This window comes from Roseateles sp. (assembly GCF_036404855.1).
Taxonomy (GTDB): Bacteria; Pseudomonadota; Gammaproteobacteria; order Burkholderiales; family Burkholderiaceae_C; genus Pelomonas.
Genome location: NZ_DASWYS010000254.1, coordinates 1 through 14,877, shown reverse-complemented (window position 1 = coordinate 14,877; position 14,877 = coordinate 1). Strand labels below are relative to the sequence as shown.

Annotated in this window: 13 protein-coding genes; 10 read left to right on the top strand and 3 right to left on the bottom strand. The window is 67.1% G+C overall.

Going from position 1 to position 14,877, the window contains the following annotated elements; genetic code table 11:
- Positions 1-11: 11 nt before the first annotated feature.
- Positions 12-2,186 carry a cyanophycin synthetase gene (gene cphA / locus VGF12_RS16665; protein ID WP_331177168.1) on the bottom strand — a complete coding sequence of 725 codons (2,175 nt, stop codon included), beginning with the start codon at positions 2,184-2,186 and terminating at the stop codon, positions 12-14.
- An 84-nt stretch (positions 2,187-2,270) separates the two neighbouring features.
- Here cphA and VGF12_RS16660 point away from each other — a divergent pair, with 84 nt between their 5' ends.
- Both VGF12_RS16660 and VGF12_RS16655 read left to right on the top strand, forming a co-directional pair.
- On the top strand, positions 2,271-4,526 hold the full coding sequence (locus VGF12_RS16660) for an ABC transporter ATP-binding protein (protein ID WP_414710119.1): 2,256 nt from the start codon (positions 2,271-2,273) through the stop codon (positions 4,524-4,526).
- A complete protein-coding gene (locus tag VGF12_RS16655) occupies positions 4,523-4,999 on the top strand; it encodes a DUF1854 domain-containing protein (RefSeq protein ID WP_331177166.1) in 477 nt (158 codons plus the stop codon). Before VGF12_RS16660 ends, VGF12_RS16655 begins: the two co-directional genes overlap by 4 nt.
- A gap of 7 nt (positions 5,000-5,006) precedes the next feature.
- Here VGF12_RS16655 and bfr read toward each other — a convergent pair whose 3' ends face one another.
- Positions 5,007-5,483: a bacterioferritin gene (bfr, locus tag VGF12_RS16650; protein ID WP_331177165.1), complete on the bottom strand. Its 477-nt coding sequence runs from the start codon at positions 5,481-5,483 to the stop codon at positions 5,007-5,009.
- A 105-nt stretch (positions 5,484-5,588) separates the two neighbouring features.
- Between bfr and VGF12_RS16645 the strand changes: the two genes are divergently transcribed.
- The 5 genes from VGF12_RS16645 to VGF12_RS16625 all read left to right on the top strand — a co-directional run bounded on the left by VGF12_RS16645 (position 5,589) and on the right by VGF12_RS16625 (position 12,253).
- On the top strand, positions 5,589-5,813 hold the full coding sequence (locus VGF12_RS16645) for a (2Fe-2S)-binding protein (protein WP_331177164.1): 225 nt from the start codon (positions 5,589-5,591) through the stop codon (positions 5,811-5,813).
- Positions 5,814-5,941: 128 nt separating this feature from the next.
- Entirely contained in the window at positions 5,942-6,157 is a 216-nt protein-coding gene (locus VGF12_RS16640) for a cold-shock protein (protein ID WP_331177163.1), read from the top strand.
- Positions 6,158-6,242: 85 nt separating this feature from the next.
- Positions 6,243-8,501, top strand: coding sequence for a YgiQ family radical SAM protein (locus tag VGF12_RS16635; RefSeq protein WP_331177162.1), 2,259 nt, complete (start codon positions 6,243-6,245; stop codon positions 8,499-8,501).
- 127 nt (positions 8,502-8,628) lie between these two features.
- Entirely contained in the window at positions 8,629-10,842 is a 2,214-nt protein-coding gene (locus VGF12_RS16630) for a putative bifunctional diguanylate cyclase/phosphodiesterase (protein ID WP_331177161.1), read from the top strand.
- Positions 10,843-11,035: 193 nt separating this feature from the next.
- Positions 11,036-12,253 carry a 6-phosphofructokinase gene (locus VGF12_RS16625; protein ID WP_331177160.1) on the top strand — a complete coding sequence of 406 codons (1,218 nt, stop codon included), beginning with the start codon at positions 11,036-11,038 and terminating at the stop codon, positions 12,251-12,253.
- A gap of 259 nt (positions 12,254-12,512) precedes the next feature.
- On the opposite strand, the gene VGF12_RS16620 is transcribed toward VGF12_RS16625, so the two are convergent.
- Positions 12,513-12,965, bottom strand: a complete 453-nt coding sequence (locus tag VGF12_RS16620) for a YciI family protein (protein ID WP_331177159.1) — start codon at positions 12,963-12,965, stop codon at positions 12,513-12,515.
- 64 nt (positions 12,966-13,029) lie between these two features.
- On the opposite strand from VGF12_RS16620, the gene VGF12_RS16615 reads away from it, so the two are divergent.
- From VGF12_RS16615 to VGF12_RS16605, 3 genes are all read left to right on the top strand, one after another.
- Positions 13,030-13,485, top strand: coding sequence for a VOC family protein (locus VGF12_RS16615; protein ID WP_331177158.1), 456 nt, complete (start codon positions 13,030-13,032; stop codon positions 13,483-13,485).
- Positions 13,486-13,611: 126 nt separating this feature from the next.
- Positions 13,612-14,010 (top strand): BlaI/MecI/CopY family transcriptional regulator, encoded by a 399-nt coding sequence (locus VGF12_RS16610; protein WP_331177157.1) that lies wholly within the window; start codon positions 13,612-13,614, stop codon positions 14,008-14,010.
- The coding region (locus VGF12_RS16605) for a M56 family metallopeptidase (RefSeq protein ID WP_331177156.1) at positions 14,007-14,877 on the top strand (871 nt) is incomplete at its 3' end. The genes VGF12_RS16610 and VGF12_RS16605, both read left to right, overlap by 4 nt.

Sequence of the window (14,877 nt, the reverse complement as noted above, 5' to 3'; positions counted from 1 at the left end):
GGTCTTGTCGTTTATGCCAGGTGAAGGTCGGGGACGAAGGTGTCGAGGCCGGCAGCGATGAGCTCGGGCGAGATGCCCAGGGCCCAGGCAGTCGCGACCGCGGCGAGCAGAGTCGATGCATCGGTAGCCTCAGGGCCGAAGCGGTGCAGCAGCGCGTCGATGTTGGCGCCGGGTGTCTCTGCCGGGCCTTGGGCCAGCACCGCGGCACCGCCGCGCAGGAAGACGGCGCGCCCGCCGCGGTCGCGGTGGTGGCGTATGGCCTCCAGACCGCTGTCCTCGGCGTAGAAAACGACCTCGCCATCGCTGAGCTCTGCCATGTCGACGAGGCGCGGATGGGCCGCGTTCAGCACGCTGGCGCCATCACTGAGCACCACGTCGACCTGGGTCCTCAGGACCTTGTAGAGCTGGTCGGCGTCCTGCACATCGAACTCCGCCAGGCTGGCGATGCCATCCATGTCCGTAACGACGCCGACCAAGGCGCGGTCATAGGCAAGGCCGTCGCGCAGGATGGAGGCCGGATCGTTCTCGACGACGACGGCGTTGACGCCGCGGTTCATCAGCAGGCGATGCGCCGCGTCCCAACGGGCGCAGTCCTTCTTCTCGACGCGGCGCGTGCCGAGGAAGAGCCCGTCGCGGCAAGCCAGGCCGACGTGTCGGCCGTTGAGGTGCAGCAGCCAGGCGACCAGGCGGGAGATCTGGTGGCCGCCGCGCGAGCCCGCGACGCCGACGATGGGAATGCGGCCCGACTCGTCCTCGGCGAAGAGGTGGTCGATGATGGCCTGTCCCACCGGCTGGGGGGCACCGCCGGCGGGCTTCAGGTGCATCAGCAGGCCCGGCCCTGCGTTCACCTCGACGATGGCGCCGCCGGTGGCCGACAGCGGCTTGGAGATGTCCTCGGTGACGAGGTCGACGCCGGCAATGTCCAGGCCCACAGTGCGCGCGGCCAGCGACACGGCGTGCGCAACTTCCGGGTGCACCTCGGGCGTGCAGTCGATGGCGACGTTCCCATTGCGCTGGATCAGCACGGCCTTGCCGGCGGGGGGCACGGCCGCGGGCTCGAAGCCCTGGCGCTGCAGGTCCAGCAGCACCACCGGGTCTTCACCCAGCGTGATGCGGTTCAGCGGGAAATCCTCGGTCAGGCCACGGCGGGGGTCGGTGTTGATCTGCATGTCGATCAGCTGGGCGACCGTGTGCGTACCATCGCCATGCACCCAGGCGGCCTCGCCGCGGGCGGCGGCGACGACCTGGCCGCCGACGACCAGCACGCGGTGCTCGTTGCCGCGGATGTAGCTCTCCACCAGCACCGAGGAGCCCTCGGCGTCGGCCAGCTTGAAGGCGGCCTCGCAGTCGGCTTCGGTCTGGATGTCCAGCGTGACACCCCGGCCATGGTTGCCGTCGCTGGGCTTGATGACAACCGGCAGGCCGATGTCCTGCGCGGCGGCCCAGGCCTCGGCAGCGGATCTGACCTCCTGGCCGGCCGGCACGGGCACGCCCACGGCCTTGAGGAGGGTCTTGGTGAGGTCCTTGTCGCCGGCGATGCCCTCGGCGATCGCGCTGGTCATGTCGGTCTCGGCCGTCCAGATGCGGCGCTGGCGGGCGCCGTGACCCAGCTGCACGAGGTTGCCGTCGTTCAGGCGGATGTGCGGGATGCGGCGGTCCGTCGCGGCGGCCACGATGGCGGCGGTGGAGGGGCCGAGGTAGCAGTCGTCCAGCTTGTCGCGCACGCGGGCCACGGCAGCGGGCACGTCAAAGGCCTCGTCGTTGATGGTCGCCATGATGAGGGCATGACCCTCGGCCAGCGCGGCACGGGCGACCTGTTCGTCACGGGCCCGGAACACCATGCGATAGACGCCGCGTTGCGAGGTCGAGCGGGTCTGCCCGAAACCGGTGGGCATGCCGGCCAGGTTGAGCAGCTCGATGACGATGTGCTCCAGCACATGGCCCATCCAGGTGCCGTCGCGCAGGCGTTCGATGAAGCCGCCGCGTTCTCCGACGCCACAGTGGTGCTCGATGAGGGCGGGCAGGGCGGCCGTCAGGCGGTCATTGAAGCCGGGCAGCAGATGGCTGGGGAGGTCCTCCAGCTCACCCAGGTCCAGCCAGACCTCGAGAACCGGCCGGTAGGTCCACATATTGGGCCCACGCAGATAGTTGATGCGCAGCAGGCGGATGTCGTTCTTCTTGCTCATGGCTTGGGGGTGTGAGGGGCGCGAGGCATTTTGCGCCGAACTCATGGCGGAGAATTGCAGCAGCCCGTCAGAGCAAAGAACAACATGAATGACCTTCCCCCCACGACTGCGCCTCATCCTCAAATGGCCGCCCTTGGCGGGCGACTTCCTGCTGGCGAGAACGTCGTGGGCACGCTCGAGGTTGACCTGGACGCCCGGGGACGTTTCGCGCAGGGGCTGATCGCGCTGACGAATTCACGCTTGATGGCCTGGGAGCCGACGGACGGCGCCTGGACCGAGTTTCCCCTGGCCACCGGCCAGCACCTCAAGCTCAGCGACCATGGTGGCCTGGCGTTCATGGAGCTGTTCGACAGCCGCCAGCGCCTGGCGCGCTGGCGCTTCACCCTGGCCTGCAACCCGGCGGCTGTGCGTTTCGTTGACGCCTTCGAGCGCGAGGTACAGCGGCTGGAGGGCCGGGTTGCGCCGGTGGCTGACGATGAGGGCGAGGAGGCCGATTTCGACTTCGGCGACGCTGGCGCGCCGCCCAGCACCTGGGTGCTGCTGCGGCTGTGGCGCTTCGCCAAGCCCTACCACGGGCAATTGCTGCTCGGGTTTGCGCTGATGTTGGGCGCCACCGGTGCAACGCTGGTGGCCCCCTACCTGACCATGCCGCTGATGGACAAGGTGCTGATCCCGTTCCAGAACGGCCAAGCCATCGATCCCCACCTCGTCATGCTGCTTCTGAGCGGGCTGCTGGGCGCAGCGCTGTTCTCCTGGGCGCTTGGCTGGGCCAAGACCTACCTGCTGGCGCTGGTGTCGGAGCGCATCGCGGCAGACTTGCGAACGGCCACTTTCGAGCATCTGCTGGGGCTGTCGCTGGAGTATTTCGGCAACAAGCGCACCGGCGACCTGATGGCGCGTATCGGCTCGGAGACGGACCGCATTTCGGTGTTCCTATCTCTGCACGCGCTGGACTTCATCACTGACGTGCTGATGCTGGGCATGACGGCCATCATCCTGTTCAGCATCCACCCCGGCCTGGCGCTGGCGACCCTGGTGCCGCTGCCCTTCATCGCCTGGCTGATCCACCTCGTGCGCGACCGGCTGCGCACCGGCTTCGAGAAGATCGACCGTGTCTGGGGCGAGATCACCAACGTGCTGGCCGACACCATCCCTGGCATCCGCGTCGTCAAGGCGTTCGCGCAGGAGAAGCGCGAGGCCTCGCGTTTCAAGGAAGCCAATGCCAAGAACCTGCATGTCAACGACCGGCTCAACCGCACCTGGAGCCTGTTCACGCCCACCGTCGGGCTGCTGACGGAGATGGGGTTGCTGGTGGTCTGGGGCATCGGCATCTGGCTGATCGCCCACCAGAGCATCACGGTGGGCGTGCTGACCGCCTTCCTGGCTTACATCGGGCGCTTCTATGCGCGCCTGGATTCCATGAGCCGCATCGTGTCCGTCACGCAGAAGGCGGCGGCCGGCGCCAAGCGCATTTTCGACATCCTGGACCACGTCTCCAACGTACCGGACCCGGTCAACCCGCAGCCTTTCGAGAACGTGGCCGGCGCGATCTCCATGCAGGGCGTGAACTTCCGCTACGGCTCGCGCTCGGTCATCCGCAGCCTGAACCTGGACATTCACCCCGGCGAGATGGTTGGCCTGGTGGGTCACAGCGGCTCGGGCAAGAGCACGCTGGTCAATCTGATCTGCCGCTTCTATGACGTGACCGAGGGTGCTATCAAGGTGGACGGCATGGACCTGCGCCGCATCAAGGTGGCCGACTACCGTCGCCACATCGGCCTGGTGCTCCAGGAACCCTTCCTGTTCTTCGGCACCATCGCCGAGAACATCGCCTACGGCAAGCCGGATGCCACGCGCGACGAGATCGTCGCGGCGGCCCGCGCAGCCCACGCCCATGAGTTCATTCTGCGCCTGCCGCACGGCTATGACAGCCTGGTGGGTGAGCGCGGCCAAGGCTTGTCCGGCGGCGAGCGCCAGCGCATCTCCATCGCGCGCGCGCTGCTGATCGACCCGGCCATCCTCATCCTCGACGAGGCCACATCGGCCGTGGACACCGAGACCGAGAAGGAGATCCAGCGCGCGCTGGACAACCTCGTGAAGGGCCGCACCACCATCGCCATCGCCCACCGCCTTTCGACGCTGCGCAAGGCCGACCGACTGGTGGTCATGGACCGGGGCGAGATCGTCGAGCTGGGCCCGCACGACGAGCTGATCGCCCAGCAGGGCCACTACTGGCGGCTGTGGGAGGCCCAGGCCCGCCGCGTCGACGCGGAGGCAGGCGAGGATGCCGGCCTGCTGGTCGTCGCGCCCAACCCGAGCGCCCACACGGAGAACGCATGAGTACGACGCTGCCTTTTCGCGACCTGCAGCTCGACGCCAACGGTCGGCTGGCGCTGACCGACCTGAACGGGGATCACCACACCGGCGTGACGCCCGTGCGCGCCCACCCGATCACGGCGCCCGACGAGGGCCTGTCACTGGTGGGGTCGCACGGCCACGAGCTTGCCTGGGTGCCGCGCCTATCGGCGCTACCGGACGGTCCGCGCAAGCTGCTGGAAACCGAACTGGCCGCGCGCGAGTTCCACCCGACGCTGAAGCGGCTGATCTCCGTCAACACCTTTGCGACGCCCAGCACCTGGCGCATCGACACGGACCGTGGCGAGGTCGACTTCGTGCTGAAGAGCGAGGAAGACATCCGCCGCCTCGAAGAGGGGCGGCTGCTCATCACGAGCAGCCATGGCGTGCAACTGGAAGTGCCCGATCGCTGGGCGCTGGACAAGCACTCCAAGCGCCTGCTGGAGCGCTTCCTCTAAAGGAGGCTCAGGAGGCCTCGGCCATTTGCGACTGCAGGTAGTTCTGCTCGCCGACGGTGGTGACCAGCTCGATCTGTGTTTCCAGGTGGTCAATGTGTTCCTCGGTGTCGTCGAGGATCTGCACGAACAGCTCGCGGGACACGTAGTCGCGCACGCTCTCGCAGTAGGCGACGGCTTCCTTCAGGTGCACGTGTGACGCCTTCTCGATGATGAGGTCGCACTTCATGGTCTCGACGGCGTTCTCGCCGATGTAGAGCTTGCCGAGGTCCTGCAGGTTGGGCAGGCCGTCCAGCGTCAGCACGCGCTCGATGAGTTTGTCGGCGTGCTTCATCTCCTCGATGGATTCCTCGTACTCGTGCTTGGCCATCTTCATCAGGCCCCAGTTCTTCAGCATGCGGGCGTGGAGGAAGTACTGGTTGATGGCGGTCAGTTCCAGCTTGAGTTGCTGGTTCAGGTGGACGAGGACTTGGGGATCGCCTTTCATGGCAGGCTCCGTAACGTGAAATTGGGCCGCAGTATCCCCAGTGAAAGCCCTTCTGCAAAACCGCTTTTTTTGCAAATGAGATCGATTCGCATTAAAATTGCGGTCATGATTGTTTGCGTCTGCCACCGCGTCTCCGACCGCGACATCGCGATTGCCGCCTCCAGCGGCTGCCCGAGCTTCGAGGCATTGCAGGACGATCTGCGCGTGGCCACGGCCTGCGGTGCCTGCCATGACTGCGCCTGCTCGATCTTCGAGGAGAGCCGTGTCGAAGGCGCCACGTCGCACGCTCGGGGTGTGGCGATTCCGATCAAGGCCTTGATGGCCGCCTGAACTAGAATGCTCCCCGGCGCCGACATCCGGCGCTTTTTTTGTGGCCTTGTTTCCTGAAGTTGTTGTGAATTCCGCAGCCGCTTTGCTCTGGAGCAGGCCGCACAGCACGACAACAGCAAGGAAATTCCATGAGCACCCTCCAGACCGGCATCGTCAAATGGTTTGACGACGGCAAGGGCTTCGGCTTCATCACCCCCGCCGACGGCGGCAAAGACCTCTTCGCCCACCACAGCGAAATTCGTAACAACGGCGGTTTCCGCACGCTGGCCGAAGGCGCACAAGTCGAATTCGAAGTGAAGCAAGGCCCCAAGGGTCTGCAGGCCGCCAACATCCGCGCGCTGTAATTCACACCCCCGGCCTTGTGCCTCAAGCCCGCGCTCAGCGCGGGCTTTGTGCTTTCTGGGCCGGTCCAACGACAATCGACGTCCTATGTCCGCACTGCCCATCGCCGCCCCAAAGGCCTTGACCGCTTACCGCCCCTTCTGGGCCAAGCGTTTCGGCCCTGCGCCCTTCCTGCCCATGAGTCGGCAGGAGATGGAGCAACTCGGCTGGGACAGCTGCGACGTCATCATCGTCACCGGCGACGCCTACGTCGACCACCCCAGCTTCGGCATGGCGGTCATCGGCCGCACGCTGGAGGCCCAGGGCTTTCGCGTCGGCATCATTGCGCAGCCGGACTGGAACAGTGCCGACGCCTTCAAAGCGCTGGGCAAGCCCAACCTGTTTTTCGGCGTCGCGGCCGGCAACATGGATTCCATGATCAACCGCTACACGGCTGATCGGAAGATTCGCAGCGACGACGCCTACACGCCGGGTGGCGAGGGCGGCAAGCGCCCAGACCGCGCCACGCTCGTGTACACGCAACGCTGCCAGGAGGCCTTCAAGGACGTGCCGGTCGTCATCGGCGGCATCGAGGCGTCGCTGCGCCGCATCGCACACTACGACTACTGGCAGGACAAGGTGCGCCGCTCCATCCTCGTGGATGCCAAGGCCGACCTGCTGGTCTATGGCAACGCCGAGCGCGCGATCGTCGAGATTGCCCACCGTCTGGCGCGCCGCGAGCCCATCGAGGCCCTCACCGATGTGCGCGGCACCGCCTTCATGCGCCGGACGGACGACCCGACGGCCGACGGCTGGTTCGAGCTGGACTCGACCGAGGTGGACCGCCCGGGCCGCATCGACGAGCTCATCAGCCCCTACCAGATCATTGACGACAGCAAGGCCTGCGCGTCCAACGACGATGGCGCCAAGCCCATCACCCTGCACAAGACCGGCCGCATCACCATGCCGCCGCGCGACCACACGGTGGTGCGCCTGCCGGCCTACGAGCAGGTCAAGAGCGACCCGGTGCTGTACGCACACGCCAACCGCGTGCTGCACCTGGAGACCAACCCCGGCAATGCACGGGCGCTGGTGCAGCGTTACGACTTCAACGGCGTTGCGCGTGACCTCTGGATCAACCCGCCGCCCATCCCGCTGACGACGCCGGAGATGGACCACGTCTTTGACCTGCCCTACGCACGCAGCCCGCACCCGAGCTATGCGGACGAGGCAGGCAGCCACGACGGCGGGACCAAGATTCCGGCCTGGGAGATGATCCGCTTCAGCGTGAACATCATGCGCGGCTGCTTCGGCGGCTGCACCTTCTGCTCCATCACCGAGCACGAGGGCCGCATTATCCAGAGCCGCTCGGAAGACTCTGTGATCCGCGAGATCGAGGAGATGCGCGACAAGGTCAGGGGCTTCACCGGCATCGTGTCGGATCTGGGCGGCCCCACGGCGAACATGTACCGCATCGGCTGCAAGAGTCCCGAGATCGAGGCCGCCTGCCGCAAGCCCAGCTGTGTCTACCCGGGCATCTGCCAGAACCTGAATACCAGCCACGATCCGCTGATCAAGATGTACCGCCGTGCGCGTGCGCTGCCGGGCGTCAAGAAGATCCTGATCGGCTCCGGCCTGCGCTACGACCTGGCAGTTCAGTCGCCCGAATACGTGAAGGAACTGGTGACTCACCACGTGGGCGGCTACCTGAAGATCGCGCCGGAGCACACCGAGACCGGGCCGCTGTCCAAGATGATGAAGCCGGGCATCGGGACCTACGACCGCTTCAAGCAGATGTTCGAGGCGGCCAGCGCGGCGGCGGGCAAGAAGCAGTACCTGATCCCGTACTTCATCGCCGCCCATCCGGGCACCAGCGACGAGGACATGATGAACCTCGCCGTCTGGCTCAAGCGCAACGGCTTCCGCGCTGACCAGGTGCAGACCTTCTACCCCAGCCCCATGGCGACGGCGACGGCCATGTACCACTCGGGGATGAACCCGCTCAAGGGCATCAGCCGCGACGAGACCCGGAGCGAGAGGGTCGACATCGTGCGCGGCGAGCGCCGCCGGCGGCTGCACAAGGCCTTCCTGCGCTACCACGACGCCAACAACTGGCCGCTGCTGCGCGAGGCGTTGAAGGCCATGGGCCGGGCCGACCTGATCGGCAACGGCAAGCACCACCTGATCCCGAGTTACCAGCCCATGACCGACGGCAGCTACGACAGTGCGCGGCGCAAAAACTCGACAGGGGCCAAGCCGACGGCGCGCAAGGGGCAGATCTTGACGCAGCACACCGGGCTGCCACCGCGTGCTACCGGCGCGGCGCGTGCAAGCGGCGCGCGTCCGGGCAAACCCGGTAAGCGTTGATGCGGTCTGCGGGACATTTGCCCGCGCTTTTTGTGACGATCCCTGTGCGGATGCACTACGCTTGCGGCTCTCGACCGACGAGGTAGCCGCAGCAGCGGTTGCCCCCGTGCCCGGAGCCCTCTCCCCCATGCAAGAAGCACCCGCCGCTGACGACGATCTGCTCGAACTGCTCGACGAGCCCGAGCACGCCGACGGTGACCACCGACACAACGATCGGCCCTGGCGCATCCTCATCGTCGACGACGACGGCGACGTCCACAAGGCCACGGAACTGGCCATGCAGGGCCTGACCGTCGAAGGCCAGCCGCTCGTCTTCCTGCACGCCAGTTCCGCCGCCCAGGCCCGACAGCTGCTCGCCAGCGAGGACGATCTTGCGGTCGTGCTGCTGGACGTCGTCATGGAGAGCGAGGACGCAGGCCTGCAACTGGTGCGGCACATCCGCGACGAGCTGGGCCTGAACGCGGTGCGCATCGTGCTGCGCACCGGCCAGCCCGGCTATGCGCCTGAGATCGAGACCGTGCAAGCGTATGACATCAACGACTACAAAACCAAGTCGGAGCTGACCCGCACTCGCCTGTACACGGTGCTGACGGCCGCCGTGCGCTCCTATCGCCAGATCTGCGCGTTGGAGGCCAACCGTCGCGGTCTGGAGATGATCGTCGAGAGCAGCACGTCGCTTTCTCGCATGCGCGGCCTGAGCCGCTTCGCCGAAGGCGTCGTCACGCAGTTGTGCGCGCTGCTGGGCATCCTGCCCGAGGGGCTGGTATGTGCCCAGGTCAACGGCGAGACGGGCGAAGAGGTCCGCATCGTCGCTGCTGCCGGCCAGTACAGCGGTCTCATCGACCGCCCGCTGGCCCAGGTGAAGATCGCCGCGGTGCGTGAGCGTCTGGAGCGCTGCCTGCGCGAACAGAAGAACCTCTACGACGACGGCACCTGCCTCTACTTCGGCATGGGCCGGGGCCGTGCGATGGCCGCGCTGGTGGATGTCGGCCGCGAACTCGACGAGTTGGATCAGCAGTTGCTGCGCGCCTTCTGCTCCAACATCGCCGTCGGCTTCGAGAACGTCGTGCTGTACAGCCAACTGCTGGATCAGGCCTACAACGACCCGTTGCTGCGCCTGCCCAACCGCAACCGCTTCGTCGAGCTGCTCGACAAGAACCTGAAAGACCCGACCGGCGTCACGCTCGCGCTGATCGACATCGACGATTTCTCCGACATCAACGACGCCTTCGGCCACCACTTCGGAGATCAGGTGCTGCAGGCCGTCACCCACCGCCTCGCCGAGATGCTGGGACTGAACACCGCGATGGCCCGCGTCGGCTCCGACACCTTCGGTGTGCTCGGCGAGCATGGCAAGGTCTGCCCGGAGACCGTCGACGGCGTCTTCGCCGAACCCTTCGTCGTCGCCGGCGAGAAGCTGCAGCTCTCTGCCACCACGGGGCTCGTCCGTCTGGGCGAATCCACGGCGGTCGGCTCCGAACTGCTGCTCGATGCCCAGATCGCGCTAAAGCGCGCGAAGCAGCAGCAGCGCGGGTCGTCGCAGTACTTTTCTGCCGCCATGGGCAGCGACGCGCGTGAGCGCTTCAAGCTGCTCAAGGGCCTGCGCACCGGTTTCGAGGAGAGCCAGCTCTTCGTCGTCTACCAGCCCCAGGTCGACCTCGACAGTGGCCGCGTCATCGGCGCCGAGGCTTTGCTTCGCTGGCGCACGGCGGACGGCCGCTTCATCGCGCCTGACCAGTTCATCCCGCTGGCCGAGCAGAGCGGGCTCATCATCCCCATCGGGGAGTTCGTCATGCGAACCGCCTGCGCCCAACTGCGCAAGCTGCAGACGCAGGGCCATGCCGACTTCCGCATGGCCGTGAACGTGTCCATGGCGCAGTTCCGCCACCCCGGCTTCATCGACATGCTGGCCCGATCGCTGCACGACGGTGGCGTCGACGGCCAGAGCATCGAGCTCGAGATCACCGAATCCATGGCCATGGAGGACGCCGAGCTCGTGCTGCGCGTGCTGGCCGACATCAAACGCCTGGGATTCAGCGTCGCCATCGACGACTTTGGCACCGGCTTTTCGAGCCTGAGCCAACTGCGTCAGCTTCAGGTGGATCGCCTCAAGATTGATCGCGCCTTCGTGCAGGAAGCACAGTCGTCCAGCGCTGGCTCGACGATCGCACAGATGGTCGTCAATCTCGGGCGCGGCCTGGGCCTCACGGTCATTGCAGAAGGTATCGAGACCGAGGAGCAGCGCCAATACCTCATTGGCCTGGGCTGCCACGAAGGCCAGGGCTGGCTGTTCGCCAAACCCATGCCGGCCGACCAGCTCGAGACCTGGATGCAGAAATAGGGCCCCTCGGGCAGTCGCGTCGCGCTGAACGTGGGCGCGCCTGGAGGGGCCGCTGGGAGGCGGGGGTGGCCGCTGCGTCGAGCCGCGAGCGCATCGCCAGGCGGACCGGCTTTGAAGCGTCCCGACACCCATCCCGGAATGGCGCGACGCACCTAAACTCCGCGCCGTCGATTGACGACAGTCAGGAGCGCCCATGAGTCTTGCGAAGATCCTCGTCGCCCAGGGGGGCGGCCCCACCGCCGTCATCAACCAGAGCCTGGTCGGCGTCGTGCTGGAGGCGCGGCGCCAGCGCGGCGTGGGCCTGGTCTACGGCGCCCGCCACGGCGTGCGCGGCATCGTCAACGAGGACTTCGTCGACCTGACGCAGGAGACCAGCCACAACTTGGAACTGGTGGCCGGCACCCCCGCCTCGGCGCTGGGCTCCACGCGCGACAAGCCTGATGCCGCTTACTGCCACGAGATCTTCACGGTGCTGCAGGCCCATGGCATCAGCCACTTCTTCTACATCGGTGGCAACGATTCATCGGACACCGTGCGCATCGTGTCCGAGGAGGCCGCCGCGGCGAACTACCCGCTGCGCTGCATCCACATCCCGAAGACCATCGACAACGACCTCGTCGGCAACGACCACACGCCCGGCTATGCGTCCGCCGCGCGTTTCGTGGCCCAGGCCTTTGCCGGCGCCAATCTCGACAACGCGGCGCTGCCTGGCGTCTACGTCGGTGTCGTCATGGGGCGCCACGCCGGCTTCCTGACCGCCGCGTCGGCCCTGGGCAAGAAATTCGACGATGACGGCCCCCACCTCATCTATCTCCCCGAGCGCAGCTTCGACACCGAGCAGTTTCTGCTCGACGTGAAGGCCACGCACCAGCGCTATGGCCGCTGCGTCATCGCCGTCAGCGAAGGCATCCACGATGCGTCCGGCGCGCCCATGCTGTCCAAGCTGGCCGGCGACCTAGAGCGCGACGCCCACGGCAACGTGCAGCTCAGCGGTACCGGCGCGTTGGCCGACCTGCTGTGCGAGGAGATCAAGGCCAAGCTGGGCATCAAGCGCGTGCGAGGCGACACGTTCGGCTACCTGCAACGCAGCTTCCTAGGCTGTGTCAGCGACGTCGATGCACGCGAGGCCCGCGAGGTCGGCGAGAAGGCCGTGCAGTACGCCTTCCACGGCGATCGTGACGGCTCGGTCGCCATCAAGCGCGTGGGCTACTACTCGGTGGACTACGAACTGTTGCCGCTGGCGGCCGTGGCCGGCAAGACGCGAACGATGGAAGACCACTTCATCAACGGCGCCGGCACTGACGTGACAGACGCATTTCGCCTTTATCTGCGTCCGCTGCTGGGCTCGGGCATGCCGGATGCGTACAGGCTGAGGCCGAATCCGGTACCCAAGGTGCTGAAAAAGGGCTGAGCCCCCGCCATTGCCGGGCGCCGACAATCAGCCAGCGAGCCCTGAGCTCACCCCCGCGCGCGCCTGGGCAGGTCGCCGAGCGCAAGGACAGTGCGTGAGCGCCCCTACAGAACAGACACCGGTCCATCCCTGCGCCATGCTCGGGCCATGGTCCGCAGTCCGTTGGCAGCTGCAACGCCCGGGCACCGGCGCCTGCGGAGGCGACGTCCGTGCGCGTCGCCCGCTGTTCTCCTGACTGAAGAGGCGTGCGCAATGCCCCTCAGGGCTTGGGCTTGATCAGCCGGTTGTGCTGGTCGTTGACGCCGACCAGTGCAGCCGAGCCGTAATGCTTGTGCAACTCCGCCACCATCTCGCCGTTGATGATGACGGGGTCAGTCTCGACGGCCTTGCGTGCGACTTCCAGGTCGGCGGTGGCGAAGATGAAGAGGCCGCGCCAGCCGTCCACGCCGTCCAGCGGGCCGGCGTATACCAGCAGGCCTTCCTTGGCGAGGCGCTGGATGTTCGCGAAATGACCCTTGAACATCTCGTCGCGCTCGGGGCCTGCGGGCACGCGTTTCGGCCCGGTCTTCAGCAGCACAAACACATAGGGGCGCATGCCCTGCTCGTTGGCGCCCCAGGCCTGAGCCTTGGCGGCGTCATACGCTGCAGGCGCTTCCTGAGCATGGGCGGACCCGATGCAGAGCGCGGCGAGGACGCAGGCAGCGATCTTCATGGTGTGGCGGTGGCGTGGCCGTGATGCGAGGATTGAACCGCACCCCGGCTCCCAGGAGACTGCGATGAAACCCACCCCACCCGGCTGGCCGCGCCTGTCCTCGGCCGTGTATTGCGAGAACGCGCGCGAGGCCATCGCCTGGTACCAGCGCGCCTTCGGCTTCACGGTCGAGATCGTCGTCGACGCGCCCGACGGCAGCGTCATGCACAGTGAGTTGCGCTATGGCGAGGCCATCGTCATGGTGTCCGAGGGCGGGGCCGCGCGTGAGGCCCGCTTCGGCGTCACGGGCCGTTCGCCCAGGCTGCTGGGCGGCGCCAACACCCAAGCGCTGTTCCTTTACGTCGACGACGTCGATGCCCATTGCGGCCAGGCGCGCGCGGCCGGCGCCCAGGTGACCTACGCGCTCACGGAGAACGATTACGGTGCGGAGTATTGGACTGACCGCACCTATGGATGCGTCGATCCCGACGGCCACATGTGGTGGTTCAGCCAGCGCTTGCGCAACCCGTCGGGCGGCTGATTCTCTTGGAGCTGCTCCGATGCGGTGGTCACCCCCGTCGGGCTTTTTGCCCCCATGCCGAAAAGCACTTGCCACGCCTATCAGCAATCTTCTACATTTGTAGTACGACAACTGTAGAAAGTCGCCATGGACGAGGAAACGGGCGCGGGCGAGGTCTCGCTGAGCGATCTGCAACTGAGCTTGATGCGCGTGCTGTGGGCACGCGGTGAGGCCAGCACGGCCGAAGTGGCCGAGGCCTTGCGCGGCGAGCGCGACCTGGCGCACACCACCGTGGCTACGCTGCTGACGCGGCTGGAGAAGCGCGGCCTGCTTGCCAGTCGGCGCGAGGGCCGGGCACTGCTCTACACGCCGCAGGTCAGCGAGGCCGAGGTGCAGCGCTCCATGCTGGGTAGCCTGCTGGACAACTTGTTCGCCGGCCGGGCCAGCGCCCTGGTCAGCCATCTGCTGGAGGCGCGCGGCGTCGATGCCAAGGAACTGGCCGAGCTGCAGGCGCTGCTGAAGCAACGCAAGGGAGAGACACGATGACCGATGCCCTGCTGACCTGGCTGTGCAGCTACCTGCTGCACAGCAGCCTGCTGATCGGTGGCCTGTGGGTGGCCGAGCGCGCGGGCCTGCTGGCGAAGCTGACCACCACGACACAGGAAGGCTTGTGGCGCCTGGCCCTGCTCGGTGGGCTCGTCAGTGCCAGCCTGCCGCTCCTGCTGCCTCCGGTGCCCAACCCGCCCGCCCAGGTCGCTCCCGCTGCGACCAGCGTTTACCAGCCCGCACCAGTCGTGGCGGACGTTCGGCCCGCCCCTGCTCCCGCCAACGTGTCGTTGCCGGCTGCGCCGCCCATGGCCCAGCTCGGCGCGCTGCCGCTGGCCACCCGCCTGGCACCCAAGGCGCACGATACGGCAGTCGGCTTCGTGTTGATCTGGCTGGCCGGCGCCGCGCTGTTGCTGGCCGCGGTGGCGCTGCAATGGATCTGGCTGCGCCGCGCCGTGCGCCGGCTGCCTGGCCTGGACGATGCGCGCTGGCGCCGGCTCGCCGCGCAGCGAGCGGCCGACATGGGCCTGTCACTGCCAGCGTTGCGGCAGGCTCGTCCCGGCTGGGCCAGCCCGCTGCTGGCGCCGGGCCGCGTGCTGTGCCTGCCGGAGTGGTGCCTTGCGCTGCCCGATGACGAGGCCCGCGCCGTGCTGGGCCACGAACTGGCCCACCTGCGCCGGCGCGACCCTGCGTGGCGGCTTCTTGCCGCCTTGGTCAAGGCGCTGCTCTGGCCGCAATTGCTCAACCGCGTGGCGCTGCGGCGCCTGGACCTGCTCGCCGAGCTGGCTTGCGACGCCGCTGCGGCCACGCCCCAGGGCCAGCGCCTGGCGCTGGCACAAAGCCTGCTGCGCTGCGCAGAAGCCCTGA